At 48.9% G+C, this 18165-nt stretch carries 16 protein-coding genes; 10 read left to right on the forward strand and 6 right to left on the reverse strand.

Going from position 1 to position 18165, the window contains the following annotated elements:
- Positions 1–22 precede the first annotated feature (22 nt).
- Complete coding sequence (locus AC5JLB_RS15925) at positions 23–868, reverse strand: acyl-CoA desaturase (protein ID WP_495874810.1); 846 nt, start codon at positions 866–868, stop codon at positions 23–25.
- 241 nt (positions 869–1109) lie between these two features.
- On the opposite strand from AC5JLB_RS15925, the gene AC5JLB_RS15930 reads away from it, so the two are divergent.
- Entirely contained in the window at positions 1110–2324 is a 1215-nt protein-coding gene (locus AC5JLB_RS15930) for a TetR family transcriptional regulator (RefSeq protein WP_495874811.1), read from the forward strand.
- A 180-nt stretch (positions 2325–2504) separates the two neighbouring features.
- Here AC5JLB_RS15930 and AC5JLB_RS15935 read toward each other — a convergent pair whose 3' ends face one another.
- Entirely contained in the window at positions 2505–2852 is a 348-nt protein-coding gene (locus tag AC5JLB_RS15935) for a fasciclin domain-containing protein (RefSeq protein ID WP_495874812.1), read from the reverse strand.
- Between the two features lie 7 nt (positions 2853–2859).
- On the opposite strand from AC5JLB_RS15935, the gene AC5JLB_RS15940 reads away from it, so the two are divergent.
- Positions 2860–3204, forward strand: a complete 345-nt coding sequence (locus tag AC5JLB_RS15940; RefSeq protein ID WP_495874813.1) for a hypothetical protein — start codon at positions 2860–2862, stop codon at positions 3202–3204.
- A gap of 200 nt (positions 3205–3404) precedes the next feature.
- Here the strand turns inward: AC5JLB_RS15940 and AC5JLB_RS15945 are convergent, their stop codons facing one another.
- A complete protein-coding gene (locus AC5JLB_RS15945) occupies positions 3405–4421 on the reverse strand; it encodes a WD40 repeat domain-containing protein (protein ID WP_495874814.1) in 1017 nt (338 codons plus the stop codon).
- Between the two features lie 115 nt (positions 4422–4536).
- On the opposite strand from AC5JLB_RS15945, the gene AC5JLB_RS15950 reads away from it, so the two are divergent.
- Both AC5JLB_RS15950 and AC5JLB_RS15955 read left to right on the forward strand, forming a co-directional pair.
- On the forward strand, positions 4537–6000 hold the full coding sequence (locus tag AC5JLB_RS15950) for a hypothetical protein (RefSeq protein ID WP_495874815.1): 1464 nt from the start codon (positions 4537–4539) through the stop codon (positions 5998–6000).
- Positions 6001–6378: 378 nt separating this feature from the next.
- Positions 6379–7047, forward strand: a complete 669-nt coding sequence (locus AC5JLB_RS15955) for a DUF8692 domain-containing protein (RefSeq protein ID WP_495874816.1) — start codon at positions 6379–6381, stop codon at positions 7045–7047.
- A 4-nt stretch (positions 7048–7051) separates the two neighbouring features.
- On the opposite strand, the gene AC5JLB_RS15960 is transcribed toward AC5JLB_RS15955, so the two are convergent.
- The 3 genes from AC5JLB_RS15960 to modA form a co-directional block, all read right to left on the reverse strand.
- A complete protein-coding gene (locus AC5JLB_RS15960; protein WP_495874817.1) occupies positions 7052–8704 on the reverse strand; it encodes a ferredoxin--nitrite reductase in 1653 nt (550 codons plus the stop codon).
- A gap of 530 nt (positions 8705–9234) precedes the next feature.
- Entirely contained in the window at positions 9235–11046 is a 1812-nt protein-coding gene (gene modB, locus AC5JLB_RS15965) for a molybdate ABC transporter permease subunit (RefSeq protein WP_495874818.1), read from the reverse strand.
- Between the two features lie 19 nt (positions 11047–11065).
- The gene (modA, locus tag AC5JLB_RS15970; RefSeq protein WP_495874819.1) at positions 11066–11851 is read right to left on the reverse strand and encodes a molybdate ABC transporter substrate-binding protein; all 786 of its coding nucleotides are present in this window, start codon (positions 11849–11851) and stop codon (positions 11066–11068) included.
- A 367-nt stretch (positions 11852–12218) separates the two neighbouring features.
- On the opposite strand from modA, the gene AC5JLB_RS15975 reads away from it, so the two are divergent.
- From AC5JLB_RS15975 to vapC, 6 genes are all read left to right on the forward strand, one after another.
- Positions 12219–13628, forward strand: coding sequence for an efflux RND transporter periplasmic adaptor subunit (locus AC5JLB_RS15975; RefSeq protein ID WP_495874820.1), 1410 nt, complete (start codon positions 12219–12221; stop codon positions 13626–13628).
- Between the two features lie 39 nt (positions 13629–13667).
- Positions 13668–14996 carry an ABC transporter permease gene (locus tag AC5JLB_RS15980; RefSeq protein ID WP_495874821.1) on the forward strand — a complete coding sequence of 443 codons (1329 nt, stop codon included), beginning with the start codon at positions 13668–13670 and terminating at the stop codon, positions 14994–14996.
- Positions 14997–15007: 11 nt separating this feature from the next.
- A complete protein-coding gene (locus AC5JLB_RS15985; protein ID WP_495874822.1) occupies positions 15008–15727 on the forward strand; it encodes an ABC transporter ATP-binding protein in 720 nt (239 codons plus the stop codon).
- 139 nt (positions 15728–15866) lie between these two features.
- Positions 15867–17321, forward strand: a complete 1455-nt coding sequence (locus tag AC5JLB_RS15990; RefSeq protein ID WP_495874823.1) for a class I SAM-dependent DNA methyltransferase — start codon at positions 15867–15869, stop codon at positions 17319–17321.
- Between the two features lie 32 nt (positions 17322–17353).
- The gene (locus tag AC5JLB_RS15995; protein WP_495874824.1) at positions 17354–17581 is read left to right on the forward strand and encodes a hypothetical protein; all 228 of its coding nucleotides are present in this window, start codon (positions 17354–17356) and stop codon (positions 17579–17581) included.
- Positions 17582–17583: 2 nt separating this feature from the next.
- Entirely contained in the window at positions 17584–17991 is a 408-nt protein-coding gene (gene vapC, locus AC5JLB_RS16000) for a type II toxin-antitoxin system tRNA(fMet)-specific endonuclease VapC (protein ID WP_495874825.1), read from the forward strand.
- The last annotated feature ends 174 nt before the right edge of the window (positions 17992–18165 follow it).

An 18165-nucleotide genomic window follows, 5' to 3' on the forward strand; every position in this document is an offset into this window, starting at 1 on the left:
TTTACCAACGATCGCATCCAACCTAAACCGAATCCGGTGGCAACACGACTCGCTTCGCTAAACCTAACGATCGCAGAACCTGAATTGCCCACCACGTCACGTCGATTTCCCACCATTTCCAGCCCGCTTTCGCCACATTGGGATGGGCATGATGATTATTGTGCCAGCCTTCACCGTAGGTCAAAAGCGCCGCCCACCAAAGGTTTCGAGAATTATCGTCTGAGTCAAACGTGCGGTAGCCCGTCATATGGGTTGCCGAGTTGATCAGCCAGGTGCTGTGCCACAGAAACACGGCGCGTAGGACTAAACCGTAGACAACAAACGACCAGCCACCCAGCAAGTAGAGAACTACGCCCAACGGAATCTGTAGCAGCAAGAAGTAACGATCGAGCCACCGATAGAAGCCATCTCGCTCCAAATCGGGTGCAAATTTTTTGTAAGAATCGTAGTCAAAAAACTTCGGTCGCGGGTAGAGTACCCAAAGCATATGACTCCACCAAAATCCGCGCTTTGACGAGTACGGGTCGTTGTCTATGTCTTCTGTGTGCAAGTGGTGCATCCGGTGTCCAGCGACCCAAAAAATCGGTCCGCCCTGCATGGCGATTGCGCCAATAAATACAATGATGTATTCCAGCCATTTTGGAACTTGTAAGCTACGATGCGTAAGCAGGCGGTGATAGCCCAAACAAATTCCAATACTGCCCGTTAGCCAATGTAGTGCGATCGCGACGCCCAACGCCGACCAGGAAAAAAACCACGGAGCTAACAATGCCAGCGCGTGAAATGCGCCAAAGAACGCCACATTTAACCAACGTATCGATAACGCTGGCTCACACGAAGGAACTGTTTGATGAGAAATAGAAGTCATGAACATCCTTTACTGAATGGATCTACTGAGTGGATCAACTTTCATCAGCACCGCAATCGATCATAAAACCAATCGTAAAACAAAGGATCAATCCACTGTGCTGATAGTTCTCCTCCTTCACACCTCTTGTTGGACGCCACTACAGAATCCAGATACAGTAGATGAGAAGATGCAAGTGTCGCTTGCAATTCTAGCTTAACAACCTTTGTTTATTCGTGCAAGTGGCACTTGCATCGTTTCTATGTCAACTCCGCGAAACCCGACTCGACACCGTCTAATTGACGCGGCATTAGAACTTTTCGCTCATCAGGGCGTAACTGACACCACGACTAGACAAATTGCAGAATTAGCCGAAGTCAACGAAGTCACTCTGTTTCGGCAGTTTGGCAACAAGCACGGGCTGTTGCTGGCAGTGATTGAAGAAGCCGCTGTGTTTACCCACATTGGGCAAACCTTAGTCCAACAGGGGAACCAAACCAGTAGCCTGGATGAAGCCCTGAAAGAATACGCCAACGCTAGTTTACAAGCATTGGAGCGCGTTCCTGAAATGGTGCGCTCGGTCGTGGGAGAAGCGGGACAGTACCCAGCGGAGAACCGTGAGGCGCTAGGACGGGGGTTTTCGCAAGCCAATCGCTATGTAGCGGAATATTTTGAGACGGTAATCGATCGCGGTCAACTCGACACTCATTTATCGGCAAGTAAACTTGCAAGTTTACTCAATGGTATGTTGCTCGGCTACGCCGTGATCGAATTCACGAGCGAATTTCACGATTTGTGGCAAAATCGAGAGGATTTTCTGGACAGTCTCGTTACTCTATTTCTGCAAGGGGCAGTCTCCAATAAGCCGATTCAGGTTAACCAGAGCGCCGCATCGCGATCGCTAGTAACTGATTTACCCGCAAGCGTGGTTCACACTCTGTTGCAGCGGACGAAGAAGCAAGGATTACAGGACTATGCCCTAATGTATGTGCTGTTTGGTGCTGGTTTGAATCTAGCAGAGCTTGTAGCGCTAGAGCGATCGCACTATTTTAGCGATCGCTCTCAGCAATTCCTCCAAATTACAACTGGTGTTCCTCGCCAAGTGCCCATCAATCAATGGATCATGGGCAAGCGGTATGGGGCATACCTAAAAAATCCCTTAGTTCAATGGCTCAAAAGCCGCAAAGATAATGCATCTGCTCTATTCTTAAACGCAGAGTATCAGCCTTTTACAGAAGCCGAGCTTCAACAATGGTGGCAAGAGTTGACTTTGGGCGTGATTACCCCAGACGGACAGGCCCCAATGATCGCGCAAGCTCAGCAAACGTGGTGTGTAGAACTATTTCTACGGGGCATGACGTTAGACCAGATGCAAATTCTCACGGGTTGGAGACCCAACCAACTCGAACCCTACGCCCAACGAGCGAGAGAAAAAGCGGCGTTAGAGCAAGCCATCCGGCTAGATCAAAAATCCTAAGACATCAATCTAATCTTGCTAATCTTGAAGCAGAACAACCGCCCGAAACCTACTGCGCAATGAGTACAAAGCGCAACTCTGTAGATATGGTTTGGAGTTCGGCAAAGCGATCGCATCAACAATTGCAGCAGCGGATCAGCCGCTTACATCGCTACTAAATCCGCTGCCATTTAACCGCGACTACAGCGCACCAAGTTGCTGACGAAGTTCGCGAGAAATCATAACCCGATTGACAGCATGAATCACGCCATTGGAAGCTTGAATGTCCGCCTGCACAACACTGCCATTATTAACAATCACCCGCTGAGGCGTCACCTCGATCGCAAGGCCGCCGCCAAGTGTCTTAACTCCGCCTGTCTTGAGCGCACTAGATCTGTATTCGCCAGGAGCAACATGGTAAGCCAGGATGCGAGTTAGCAATTGTCGATTTCTGGGTTGCAGCAGCTTTTCGAGTGTACCTGCCGGAAGCGCCGCAAATGCAGCATCGGTCGGCGCAAAAATTGTGTAGCGTCCACCTCGGCTTTGCAAGGCATTCGTGAGTCCGGCAGTTTGGACAATTCTCGCTAATGTGGTAAAGGAACCCGCACTGGAAGCCTGTCTCAGCAGCTCAGACGCTGAACTGTCGCTAGTATCAGCAGGCGTAGAAGGGCTAGGCTGCGCCGTTGGTGACGGCAAAGGAACTGGGCTTTCAGAAGGAATCGGAGAAGGAGTCGGGCTGTCTGAAGGAGTGGGGGTAGTTGAAGGAGTGGGGCTGTCCAAAGGAGTCGGAGTGGTTGAAGGCGTAGGTGTAGGACTTTGGGCAGAAACCGAAACCCCTGTCAACGCCATCAGAAATGCTGATAGAAAAGCCAACGATCGCAAACGGGAACTGACTGGATAACGCATCACGAAACTATCCTTAAAGGGGAAGATAGATTAAAAGACGCTCACACTCTAAAGCAGAAATTAACAAATTCTCCTCTATCTAGAGAATTAGGCATCAGGTGTCGCTAAAACGAATATCTCTAATGTCATCAGCCATGTGAACGGCACTTAAATCGTTTTTCAGAAGCGCTCCTTCGGATTTTGCTCCGTAACCTCCTAGTTTTCAGGGCTTTGCCAGATTTTTACTCCTTCGCTATTCGCTACAACGATCGCGTGTCCTTCAAGCGCAAATTGTACAAATAAACTGCTGTACCACGAGGTTCGCAGCAGACCTAAATAGCGATCGCTTTGTAGTTGCCAGAACCGCACCGTACCGCCAACCGTTGTGGCTAGAATCTGACCATCGGGGCTAACCACCAAATCTGATGTTCCCGTCTCCATTACCCGCACGGGTTCTCCAGTAGCAAGATTCCAAATTTTGATTTTGCTGCTGCCTGTAATCAACGTCTGCCCCGCTTGCCCAAAGGATAATCCTGTCACATCTCCTGAATTGAGTGTGTGCAGAAGTTCTCCTGCTTTAGCAAGCCATACCTCTGTTTTGGTGTCTCCGGTGGCTAAGAGCTGTCCGTCTTGACTAAAAGCGATCGCGCGGGCAGGTCGTTCTCCTAATCTGTACCGGAACTGCTGAGTCGATACATCCCAAAACTGCACTCCGGGCAAAGCTTCTACTCCATCTGCCCAACGCTGAACCCGGCTTCCACTGGCTAACGTCCGTCCGTCGGGACTAAAGACTAGCACCGACGCCCGACCTGATGGCATTGTTCCGAGTAAGCGGCTTGTTTGCATATCCCAGAGCTTGATCGTGCGATCGAGACTACTACTGGCGAGTATTCGTCCATCGGGACTGATGGCTAACGCTGTAATTGAATTAGAGTGACCCACTAGCGGCGGCAGCAATTGACGAGTTTTGAGATCCCACCGTTGAATAATGTTGCCGTCTCCGGTGGCTAATAGTACGCCCGCCGGATCAACCGCGATCGCGCTTTGTTTACGACTCAGTAGAGTTTCGGGTTGGGCATAACACACGATCTCAGCTGCGTACATTGGCAGGCAGACCTGGCTCGGTAATCGAGCCGCGATCGCATTGCGCAGCAGGATGTGGAGACCTACGATTAGCGCGATCGTCAGGACGCTCCCAATACTCGCCGTCACCATTAGTCGTTTGTGCTTCACAGATCCTTTACACCAAAATTCTTTACGCCATTGGAGCTAGTCAAAAGTTCTGTGGTCGGGATCGCAGAAACTGATCCAAATGGTATCTTAAAGAAAGTTCATCTGAACCGAATATGTGAATAAGAATAGACTACTATTTGTGCTGGCGTTGCTGGTATCAACCTATCTGAGCGTAACGCTTCTGCATTTGGGAATTGATAAGTTCTATTATATTCTAGTAGGCGGAAAAAAGTTTGCTACGTTTCCAGACCTCCGCATTCAACTGGGAATTGGTCTGAGCTACGTTTTCATCTCTATTCTCTATTTAATTTGGATCGGCAAGCACTTTCAAGATACGCCGCCAGCGGTTACAAGTCGCTTTAGGGATGTATTGAAATCTGCTTCGCCGTTTCTAGTTCTAGCGTTTATTGCCTATCCTTTGGGCAACGACATCTATATTTACCTACATTCTGGGTTGATGAATCTGAACCGGGTCAACCCATTTGTTGTGAGAGCCGCTGCGTTTTCAACAGAGTTATCTCCTTACGTGGATTGGGGGCAGACTTCAACCTATGGACTCGTTTCACAAGCCATATTTACCGTGTCGGCAGCGTTTGTAGCTGTGCATCCGCTTGTTGCCGTTTATGTGTATAAAGCCATTTGTTTAGCATTGCACACTCTGAATGGATTTCTGATTTGGAAATGGTTGCCGCATACGGAGCGACATCGAGTTGCGATCGCATATCTTTTGCATCCTCTACTACTAATGGAGCAAGTTAGTTCAGGGCATGTCGATCTGTTAGTATCAACCAGCCTCATTGCCTTTGCGATTAGTTATGCAAAATGGCGCTATTGGACAGCATTTACGGCGCTATGGATGGGTCTGTTAGCTAAAACTCTGCCTCTGATTTGGGTTCCGTTAATGGCGATCGCGGTGCTGCGTCGCGGACAGGGGAAACAGTTGTTTAGAATGATCTCAGCCTCCATCGCGATCGTGGGTGTGCTAACCCTTACGATCCTGCCTAATGTTTCCGCGTGGCGTAGCTTGCTGAATCCAGGAGTAGAAGGACAGTTTCAGTCGTCTCTGCTTGCGATCGCGCGGTTTCTGTTGGATATAACTCGTATTTTTATAGCTCCAGAATGGCTGTCATTCGAAACGGGGCAAGCTATTTTATTGGGCCTGGTTCGGCTCACCATTCTTGGCTTCATTGGCTTTTATGCGTGGCGATTATGGCGTAGCGATCGCTACTGGGATAACACACCCCAGAAGCTACTAGAGGAAATGGGATGGGTCACGCTAGTGTTGTTGCTAATAGCAACACCTTGGCTAATGCCTTGGTATAGCTCAATTTTGATCACCTTTGCCGCTTTACTTCCGAGAGCGCGATTGTTTGGGCTAACCAGTTTAGCGTTTGGTCTATCAAGCAGCGCACAGTATGTACTCGCGAGTAATAGCAGCATCAAGAGTTTTGTCTCGATTGGACTGCCGATCGCAGTTCTGATCATTGGCAGTTGGCTGCTTCGACGCCGTTCTCCAACCTCAGAAGTTGTTGTCACTTCAACCAACGATCCGTTGACGTCAGAAAACTCATCTCTTTGAGATCCCTGATTCAATCTATTACCTCGTTCAACCTATCACCTGATTCAATCTATTAGTTGTTTTGAAAGAACGATCAGGTTGATTAAGTACAGGTAGTATTTTGGTTAAATCTAGGTTATGCTGTGGTTCTGAACATGAGCTTTACCATCAATCTTAGTTCGTTAAACGAGATTGCTCTGCAATGCAGCAAATAGAAAAACTACAAGTTTATTTGGAGTGGTAGGTGCAGTGAATATGTTTTCAAGTTTCAGCTAAAAGAACAGCAGAGTGCATCTAAAGACGGCTAAGGCAAGTACTTAGGTAGAGAGCAGTTTCCACCTTCTCTAGTCATTAGAGGCTTTACACAATATGAGTAGCTAGATCGAAGGAGATATTGTAGTGAAGATCAGGGTAAGCAGTTGGGTAAGTAAACTACTTTGTCTACTTCTGTTGACGGATATTTGTTTTATTGTTTTGCACATTTTCTTCTTATTGGATGTTTGGAGCGACCTGTATCCAGATCCCTCTTCAAATCCCTACTCGATCGAAACAGACAGAGGATTTGCTGAATTTTTTCAGTATATGAAGGAGTATTGGTGCGTCCTTTTGTTGGGTTTGATTGTAGTGAAGAAACGTTCACCTCTTTACCTAAGCTGGATGCTTTTATTTCTTTATTTACTGATTGATGATTCCACTAGTTTTCATGAAGAAGTGGGGTTGTACATCAGCAATTCTCTTGGATTTATTCCCCTGTTCGGGCTACGAGGACAAGATTTTGGAGAGGTGCTTGTAACAGCCTCAGTTAGTCTATTTTTGCTGGGTTATATCGCTATTGCTTATCGTTTGGGCGATCACTTATTTAGAAAGGCATCTAAATATCTAATCGCAATGCTTTTCGCACTCGCAGCCTTCGGAGTTTTGCTCGACTTGATCCATATCATGGCTCCTGTCGAATTCTCGGGTAAATTGGGACTTTTAGAAGATGGGGGTGAAATGATAGTCATGAGTGCAATGACTACCTTCGTTTTTGTTCTATCTGAGCAGGTAAAATCAAAAACTGAAGTATAGCCAGTTAAGGAGCCGCAAGTTCAGGCGGCACAAAGTAGCTGGTTTGTCTGGGCCGTGCACCAAACTGTTCGACCAGCAAAGTGTGCAGCACGGGCTTGAGATCATCGCATGGAATGCCTTGCATGACTCGCTCACCGAGATGTGCCTCTTTACCGACTTTGCCACCCATCCAAATATCAACGGCTTCTACGACCTGACCATTCTTGCGTCCTTTTGTCCCCATCATGCCGATATCTGCGACTTGCGGTTGCCCGCACGAGTTAGGGCAGCCCGTCCAGTGAATGCGGATTGGTCGCGATACGGTCAGTTCAGCTTCCAATGCTTTAATCATCGCCAAAGCCCGATTTTTGGTCTCGATCAACGCAAAGCCGCAAAACTGATTGCCTGTGCAAGACACTAACCAGCGCGACATATTATCGGGATTGGTCAAAAAGCGCTCTTGCAGCAGCGGTTCGTTGAGCATTGCCTGCAATCGACTGCTGGGAACGTTGGGAATGATCAGGTTTTGTTCTACAGTCAGGCGAATCTCGCCACTGCCATAAGTGTCGGCAATGCGGGCGAGGTCAAACATCTCGTGGGCGTAGAGGCGACCGATCGGAATTAGGAGACCAACATAGTGAAGTCCTGGTTGCTTTTGCGGATAGACGCCGATGTGATCGCGTTTGTCAAAGGTGATTTCGTCTGTTTCAGCCGCAGGTTGTAGGCTTTGACCTAGCTGAGTTTCGAGTTCTGAGCGAAACTTTTCAATACCCCAGGCATCAACCAAATACATCAATCTCGACTTCTGGCGATTGGCTCTCAACCCATGATTGCGATAGAGCAACAGCACCGCTTCACACACGGGGACGACCGATTCTGGCAATACCCAAGCATCGAGCGGAATGGCTTCTACGTAACGCTTGGGCGAGAACATGCCACCAACGATGACATTAAACCCGATCGCACCCTCCTTGTAGGCGGGAATGAAGGCGAGGTCATTGGTTTCTGCGTGGACAGAATTATCGCGACAGCCCGCGATCGCAATGTTAAATTTACGCGGCAGATTTGTAAACGCTGGGTTGCCTGCTCCCATGTTGGTGATCATGTCCTGCACCGCACGAGTTAACCCACGAGTATCAATCAACTCATCAGCTTCTAGCCCTGCCACGGGTGATCCTGTGACGTTCCGTACGTTATCAACTCCCGTTTGCACACTGGTCATCCCCGCCTGCTCAAATCGGCGGAAGATATCAGCCGCGTCTTCAATGCGGACTCCTCGCAGTTGGATGTTCTGACGAGTGGTAATGTCGGCATTGCCATCGTCGCCGTAGCGCTGCACGATCTCGGCTAACACGCGCAGATGACTGCTGGGAAGAATACCATTCGCAGTTCGCATTCGCAGCATAAACCGACCCGGCGTAACGCTGCGATAGAACAAGCCTAAAACGCGCAGGCGAAAGTCGCGATCGGCTTCATCTAGCGCTTCCCAACCAATTTCTGCAAAGTAATCTAGCTCTTGCTTTAGGACTAGACCATCTTTCTCAGCTTTGATTCTTTCAAACTTATTTAGCGTTTTAGCAGGCGCATTCTCAGATGGAGAGGTGTTGATGCTAACGGCTTCCGCATCAATCTGAGAGCCGACTGCACTGGCAGTTTGTACTTCTGATGTCTCTGTCATAGTGTTAACTGCTGTTTTTAAAATTGCTTTAACTAAGAGCCGCGTTTCCTTCGGAGTTGCGCACTGCGCTAATCGCGATATCAGATTAAGACAGCGTTCTTCCTCGACAGACTATTCAATCTGCTCTGTGAAATCGGTAGAGATTGCTACACAAAGACATGGCGCAGGGACAAATCCATCTTTTGATGCAGAGAAATTCACGGCTAGTAGAGCCTTAACACCTGCTTGTACGCTTAGTTACGATCGCACGTTTCTTAGTTCCCACTCCTTGTTATTGAGTTGCGATCGCACGTTCCTTAGTTCCCACCCTTTGTTATTGAGTTACGATCGCATCTTCCTTAGTTCTCACCTTCGTTTCTTAGTTCCCGCCTTCGTTCCTTAGTTCCCACTCCTTGTTATTGAGTTACGATCGCATGTTCCTGACTCCGACTCCTGCTTTACATAGAACACACCCAGCGATCGTGAGTATCATTCAAGTGGTAAAGAAAACAGTTTGATGCATCGAGAGTGCTTAGATAACAGTTCTAAAGTCATGCTGCTGACAGCAGCATTAGCCGCAGCGAATCGAGACAGACCCGCCAAGGCAACGGTTGCGCTTTCAGCGCGAACCATTTCTCCTTAAAAACCTCCGCTTGAAGGTGATAGTCTTGCGGACTCGTCGGAGGAGCATTGAACTTTAGAAAAACCGTCATGCGATGCGGCGTTTCACTCGTCGCCGCGACCCAGCAGGGAAACGTATTAGGCTGCTGAGCGTCTTGAGGAAAGAGGATTTGATGAGCGCGAATGCCAACATAAGCAAACTGTTCGGGTAGAGGTTCGGCAATCTGTAAGCCAATGCCCCACTCGATCGCATGAATTTGATCATCTGCCGTTGCAACTGCCGTCGAGAAGTTTTTACATCCCGTTAGTTGAGCCACTGTTACTGTCGCCGGATGCTCAAAAATCGACCGCTTAGACCCGGACGCGATCGCGCGTCCTGCATGCATCACCAGCAAGTTTGGACAAACGCGATACGCTTCTTCTAAATTGTGCGTGACAAACAGCACCGCACCGGGATAACTGGCGAGACGCGCAATCAACTGCTGTTCCAGTTGGCTGCGGAGATGCGTATCGAGGGCTGAAAACGGTTCATCAAGCAGCAGCGCTTCCGGTTGACTTGCCAATGCTCTTGCGAGGGCGACACGTTGCTGCTGTCCGCCAGAGAGTTGAGCCGGGTAGCGATCGCGCATCTCCTCTAGCTGCACTGCCATTAACTGCGACTCAACCTGCTGCCGCACATCAGCGCGAGACAGCCCTTTCGGTAAACCAAATGCAATGTTTTGCGCCACCGTCATGTGGGGAAAGAGCGCGTAGTTTTGCACCAAAAATCCAATACGGCGATCGCGGCTCGCTAGATTAATGCCGCGATCAGCATCAAACAGCACGCGCCCGTTGAGTACAATCCGCCCAGAGGTTGGCGTTTCAATTCCGGCAATGCAGCGCAACATCAGACTTTTTCCAGCCCCAGATGCACCCAATACGCCTAACGGTGCGTCGGCATGAAACGCAATCTCGACTCGAAATCCGCTAAGCTGTTTACCAATCTCTACGCTTAGCCCGCGATTTGGAGAATCTGCAAGATCAAGAAGCGGAGACAGAACAGGTCTGAGAACTGGAGAGAACGGCTCGCGTTTGACAGATGGCAGCTTACGTTTATCTTGCCAAAGATTGACTGCTGCAATGCTAGAGAGTGATATTCCCATGATTGCGATCGCCCAAAACCACGCTTCATTCGTAGCTCCCGCTTCGACTGCAAAATAAATCGCCATCGGAATCGTTTGCGTTTCTTTGGGAATATTCCCTGCCAGCATCAGGGTTGCACCGAACTCTCCCAACGCACGAGCAAACGCAAGCGTGATGCCTGCCAAAATTCCTGAGGTTGAGAGTGGCAATAGAATAGATCTAAAAATAGTCCAATCAGACGCGCCTAATGTTTTAGCAACGGCTAATAGATTGTGATCGATCTGCTCAAATGTGCCTAATGCAGTACGATACATCAACGGAAACGAAACAACAATCGCCGCTACAACAGAACCATACCAAGTAAATACAACGCTAAAGTCAATCGAATTTAGAAACTGTCCGATTGCTCCATTTTTGCCAAATAAGACCAACAAAATAAAGCCTACTACCGTGGGCGGCAAAATCAAGGGAGCGACAAAGATGCTCTCAATTAGTGCCTTTCCCTTGCCTCGGTAGTTCAGCATCCAATATGCCGCTGCAACACCCAGGAAGAAGGTAATCACGGTGGCAAGCAGGGCAGTTTTAAGCGAGATCCATAGAGGAGAAAGATCAGGGGGCATCACGTCACGAGGTTGGTACTCACGAGGCTGGCACAACAAATCCGTACTTGCTTAACACGGTTTTAGCGTCGGTACTCGACAAGTACTGCACAAACTCTTTTGCTGCTTCAACGTTTTTACTACTCCTCAGCACCGCTACCGGATACACAATTGGGGAATGATCTGTCTCGTCTGCGGTGACAGCAATCTTCACCTGATCTGAGATCTTGGCATCTGTAAAGTAGACAAACCCTGCCTCTGCATTCCCAGATTGAACGGCGGCTAACACTTGACGCACATTGTTGCCAAATACAAATTTAGGTTTGAGAGTGTCGTAGAGCTTCAGCTTTCTCAAAACTTGTTCCGCGTATTGTCCAGCGGGAACGCTGCGCGGCTCTCCGATCGCAATGCGCTTAATGTCAGGTTGCGTCAACCGATCGAAGCTTTGCACTCCCCTAGAGGACTTGGGCACGATCAAGACGAGCCGATTTCGGGCAATGTCTTTTCGAGTTCCAGCCACCAGTTTGCTAGCTTGATCGAGCGTATCCATTTGACGTTTTGCCGCTGAGAGAAAGACATCGGCGGGCGCACCCTGTTCAATTTGTTGTAACAATGTGCCTGACGCTCCAAAGTTGTAGATTAGATCGGCGGTTGTTTTACTGCGTTGATAGAGGGGCTTAATGTCTTCTAAAGCATCCTTTAAACTAGCCGCCGCAGAGATGATCAGCTTGTTAGATTGCGCTGTTGTAGGGAATAGTACGAAACGCAAGGCTATGATGCAAGCTGCGATCGCGATCGCGACTGCAATAAAATATCTTCTGTTCATAATCTGGTCTCAGGACGGCAACGGTTGTCTGATGCTTTGAGTTTGGCGCTTTGATGGTATCAGTAGCCCTTCAATCGTTCAATCTCGTAGAAGCTAAACGCTTGCGGCTTGTCTGCTTCATGAGCAATCCAGTAGAGCGACTTGTTCTCTATCTAAAGAGGTAGATCCAGTATTGGATTGAACCATCACACTAATTCAGGATGTCTAACAAAGATAAATTTTATCTGTAAACCTTGAAAACAGCGTTCAAATCAACCTTACACAGCAAACTACAAAACTGTGCAAATTACAAAACTGTAATTCAACCAGCAAGAGCGATCGCAAAATCTATCGTTATTCTATGTACAGTCAAGGTGCAAAGGAGCCTATGACCCTCAACTCTCCCCAACCGATTCCATTCAAGCCGACAGAAAAAGGTTGGCTCAAACCCAAGCTGAGAAACTGGCTGATTGGAATATTTATTCTGAGTTCACTGTCAGGAGGTGGATATCTTGTGTACCGCCAGACGGTGGCTTCCTCTAACCAGGCCGCCAGAAGCAGAATCCAGACGGTTCCGGTCGGGCGGCAGACCATTCCGATTACGATCGCAGCCAATGGCATCATTGAAGCCAAACAATCGACCAACGTTAGCCCCAAAAGCTCTGGACGGCTGAAGAGCCTATTGGTGGATGAAGGGGACGCTGTGCAGGCGGGGCAAGTTGTGGCGTACATGGACGACTCAAGCCTGCGAGGTCAATTGCTTGGGGCGCAGGGATCGCTGGAGGCGGCCCAAGCAAACTTGAAGAAAGTTGAAACTGGGAATCGCCCAGAAGAGGTTGCTCAAGCCCAGGCAACGGTAGCGAGCGCTGAAGCCAACTTGCGGCAGTCAGAATCAGATCTCAACCGCTATGACCAACTGTACAAGTCGGGAGCCATTTCTGCCCAAGCCGTCAGCCAATATCGCACCACCCGCAACACGAATCAGGCAGAGGTAGACAAAGCGCGGCAGGCGCTGAAGTTGCTTCAAGTGGGTAGCCGCCCGGAAGATGTTGAGGCTGCCCGCGCTCAGGTAATTCAGCAAGAGGGCAACCTGAAAACGGTTCAGTCGCAGATCGAAGACACCGTGATTCGCGCTCCGTTTAGTGGCATTGTGACAGCGAAGTACGCCGATCCGGGAGATTTCGTCACACCCACCACATCTGGGAGCGATGTTTCCTCTGCAACGTCTTCGTCAATTCTGTCATTAGCATCCACTTATCAGGTTGTGGCAAACGTTGCTGAAACTGACATTAGCAAAATTAAGGTCGGGCAATCGGTCACAATCACCGCTGATGCTTATCCCGACAGAACCTTTAAAGGAAAGGTCGCTCAAGTTGGGGCAGCAGCAACCGTGACTTCTAATGTCACCAGCGTCAAGGTAAAAGTGAGCCTTGACGATCCCCAAAGGCTCTTGTTGCCGAGCATGAATGTTGATGCCAGGTTTGATGCGGGCGAATTGAGCAACGTGCTGGTCGTACCGACTGTCGCGATCGCACGTCAGCAGAACGGTACTGGAGTACAGGTACTTGGGACAGATGGTCGCCCCCGATTTGTTCCGATCCAAACTGGACTGACTGTGAATGACAAAACCGAGGTGCGTTCTGGGCTTCAGGGCAATGAAAAAGTGCTAGTGAGTGCGCCATCTAGACCGACGAATCGCGCTCAAAATTCTGGCAACAGGGGCAATCCCCTCGGCGGCGCAGCGGGTGCTCCCGGTGGTGGTTTTCCTCGTGGGAGTGGTACTCGCGGTGGGTTCTAGGTTTGTCTTCAGATTTAGTGTTTCCAGCGAAATTTAGTCATGATGAAATCACTCAGGGGCGCAAAACCGGCCCGACGAGATCGCACACCGCCCATAAAACAAGTTCCTAATCCAATCGGACGTTCCCCAGTATCCGTCGTTGAAATTCTGACCATGGCGATCGAGGCACTGTGGAGCAATAAACTCCGCACGATGCTCACGATGCTTGGTATTGTCATTGGCATCACCGCTGTGATTGCGGTCACTGCCATTGGTCAAGGAACGCAAAAGTCAACCGAGCAACGGCTACAATCGCTGGGAACTGATATTCTGCAAGTGCAGTCGGGTGCAGCTAGAAGTGGAGGCGTGCGGCAAGGGAGTGGAACGGCGACCACCTTGACGTTAGAAGATGCCCAAGCGATCAGGCAACAGGTTTTAGGTGTTGCCCGAGTATCCGCTGTCTTGCAGCAAACGGCCCAAGTCGTCTATGGCCAGAATAACGACTCCCTGACCATTATTGGAACCGATATTAATTACCCCGATGTCCGCAACACGCACCCCCAAACTGGCAGATTTTTCAGCCAAGACGAATTGGATGCCGCAGCATCTGTAGCAGTCTTGGGTCCAACGGCGCGGAATGAGCTGCTCGGTGCAGAAAACCGCGCAGAGGGGGCTCAAATCCGAATTCAGGGACAAACCTACGACGTAGTTGGCGTCATGGAGACCAAAGGAACGCAAGGCCCGCAGAACCCGGATGAACAAATCTACATTCCACTTACCAACATGTCTGCCCGACTGGTCGGCAACAATGCCGTCAAAGGGCTGGCTGTAAGAGGAATTTATGTCAAAGCCAAAAGCCAGGATCAGCTAGACGCTGCCGAGTATCAAATCACAAATCTTTTGCGGGTACGTCACGGCATTTTTCCCGAAAAAGGAGATGTGGATGATTTTAGGCTGTCGAATTCTGCTGACATCATCGAAACGTTGACCAGTACCTCGAAGTTGCTGACCGTGATGGTTGTTGCGATCGCGGCAATTTCCCTAATTGTTGGTGGCATCGGCATTGCCAATATCATGCTGGTTTCAGTGGTCGAGCGCACCCGCGAAATTGGTATTCGCAAAGCGATCGGCGCGACTAGCACGGCAATCCTGAGCCAATTTTTAGCCGAAGCAGTTGTGATTGCGGCATTGGGAGGCATGATTGGGATTGGACTGGGAGTTGCGATCGCGTTTGCCGCTGCAAATCTATTCGCCTTTCCCGTTGTAATTTCACTCTGGTCAATTGGACTTGGCTTTGGATTGACGTTTGTGATTGGCTTAGTAGCAGGGGTCATTCCGGCTCGCAATGCGGCTCACCTCGACCCGATCGCAGCCTTAAGAAGTGATTAGGAGAAACAAACATGGCAACCATGATCTGGATGGAAGACATTCAGAAAACATATCGGCTTGGTGAAGTCGAAGTTCCCGTCCTCAAAGGCATTGACTTGTCGATTGAAGAAGGCGAATATGTCGCCATTATGGGCATGTCCGGTTCGGGAAAATCGACGTTGATGAACATCATTGGTTGTCTCGATCGCCCCACCTCTGGACATTATGTTCTAGAGGGCAGAAACTTGACGACGCTGAGCGATGACGAATTGGCATTCATTCGCAATCAGCGCCTTGGCTTTGTGTTTCAGCAGTTTAATTTGCTGGCTCGCTCCACGGCGTTAGAAAATGTGATGCTGCCAATGGTCTATGCAGGTGTTTCCAAATCCCAACGACGCCAACGAGCAGAAGAAGCCTTAACTCGCGTTGGCTTGGCAGACCGGATGCTTAATCGCCCCAATCAGCTTTCGGGTGGACAGCAGCAGCGAGTCGCGATCGCTCGGGCGCTGGTCAACCGTCCTGCACTCGTTTTGGCAGACGAACCGACAGGAGCGCTCGATACTCAAACCTCTCAAGAAGTGATGAATTTGCTGAGCGAGCTAAACCGACAAGGCATCACGATCGTGATTGTGACGCACGAACCAGATGTTGCTGAACAAACTCAGCGCATTATTCATGTCAAAGATGGTTTAGTGAACCCCGTCACAACCCACGAAAACAAGTTTGCTCCAGCCAATGCCCTTGAAAATTAAAGCTTCTGATATAACTTGAAGCAAATGCCAACGAAACTCACGGATTGAATGAAGTTAGATCGTACTGCTTTTGCCTCTATCCACTTTAACGGGCAATTTCACTAGAGCTTGAGCTGAGCAAAGGGTAAAATCTTTGCTTATGAGTACTACCCAAGACACTGTTGCTAAACTTTGGAATCTTTGTAACGTTCTCAAGGATGACGGGGTGACGTATCACCAGTACGTCATCGAACTCACGTACCTGCTATTCCTAAAGATGGCTAAGGAAACTCAAACAGAGAGCCAGCTTCCGGTGGGCTATCGTTGGGATGATTTGGAGAAGCACGCGGTACTCGATCGACTGAATTCCTACAAAAGTCTTCTGAGCTATTTGGGTAGCCACGGCTCCACATTAGTTAAAGAAATTTTCGCCGATGCCGTTTCCCTAATCAAAAAGCCCTCCACGCTTTCTGTGTTGGTGACGGAAATTGACAAACTCGATTGGTATAACGCCCGGAAAGAAGGTTTAGGCGACGTGTATGAAGGGCTGCTAGAAAAGAACGCAAATGAAAAGAAAGCGGGTGCGGGTCAGTACTTTACACCACGATCGCTGATTGATAGCATGGTGCATGTTATGCATCCTACACTGGATGATATCATTCAAGATCCTGCGGCAGGCACGGGCGGTTTTTTGGTTTCTGCTAATCGATACATACGCGAACACAGCGCTCCAGAGAGTTGGACTGAGAAACAAAAACGAAAGTACTGCGGTAATACCTTCTACGGCATGGAGCATGTACAAGATACACACCGTTTAGCGTTAATGAATTTAATGCTGCATGGATTAGAGTTTGATCCCCAAGGTGCGGGAATTTTTTATGGCGATACGCTTTCACCAGACGGAGAAGCATTACCGAAAGCAACGCTAATTCTCACAAATCCACCCTTCGGAAGTAAAAAAGGTGGAGGCTTACCTAGCCGCTCAGATTTCAAGTTCCCCACTAGCAATAAACAATTCTGCTTTTTACAGCATATCTATCTTGGGCTTGAGGTTGGCGGTCGCGCTGCCGCAGTGTTTCCAGACAATGTCCTGTTTGAAAGCAATGTAGGAAGGCAAATCCGTGTTGACTTAATGGATAAATGCAATCTTCACACCATTTTGCGTTTACCGACAGGTATTTTCTATGCTCAAGGTGTTAAGACAAACGTGCTGTTTTTTGCCCGTGGCAAGAGAGACAAGGACAATACTAAAGAAGTTTGGATTTATGACTTACGCGCCAACACACCTCAGTTTGGTAAGCGCACATCATTGATGCGTGACCATTTTGCTGAGTTTGAAGCTGCCTTTGGAGATGATCCATTGGGCGGTTCCGCAGGCCTTGCACAGCGCACTGATACTGGCGAGGAAGGGCGATTCAGAAGATTTTCCCGTAAGTGGATTGCTGAGCGTGGCGATAATCTAGACATTGCTTGGCTCAAGGACGAACGCAAAGATGGTAATGGTGACTTACCTGAGCCTGCAATTCTCGCACAGGAGGCGATGAGTGAACTAGAAGCAGCACTGGCAGAATTACGGGGAATTCTGCAAGAATTGGGTGAGGAAATCAGTTTGTAAGCACGGAGCCAGCGACGATGGAGAGTGTTAAGATGTCTCAGCGTGTTGGACGAGATGGCATTCTCCATCTCAATATTCCCGTTGGGATAACCGAACAGGATGTGGAAGTCATGGTGGTTTATCAGCCTGTTCCATCGTCAACCGCAACTGGGCGATCGCTAGAACAGTTTTATGGTATCTGTGCTGACGATCCCATTATTCTTGACGATCGAGGAATCTCAGACAGCCTTGACGATGAGTTGGCTGGGGCGTTTGATTGAGAATGCGTTACCTGTTAGATACAAATGTTTGTGTGGTGTATTTAAATGGTCGTTCGATTCTGGTGCGCGATCGCCTATTTTCTACCCTCACTCAAGAGATAGCTGTGTGTTCGGTTGTCAAAACCGAGCTTTTCTACGGTGCAATGCGAAGCAATAACCCATCTCGAACTCTGGAACGGCAGCAAGAATTTTTAGGGCGGTTTGTCTCGCTTCCGTTCGGAGATGAGGCGGCGATCATATGTGGTGAAATTCGGGCGCGTCTTGCCAGTGCTGGAACTCCAATCGGTGCTTACGATTTGCAAATTGCGGCGATCGCTCTAGCAAACAATCTAATATTGGTGACGCACAATACGCGAGAATTCGATCGTGTAGATGGGTTGCAGATTGAGGATTGGGAGGTAGAAGCGTGAGCGAACTTCCTCAGAATTGGATACTATCCAAGTTCATGAATGTATTCGATATTCAGGGAGGTACGCAGCCTCCAAAAAGTACTTTTCAATACGAATCTCAACCTGGTTATATACAGCTTTTAATCCAAGTTGCGGGTTAAGTTGAGAGAACAGAAGAAAACAACCGCAAGCCAC

It is taken from the genome of Myxacorys chilensis, from assembly GCF_059505265.1.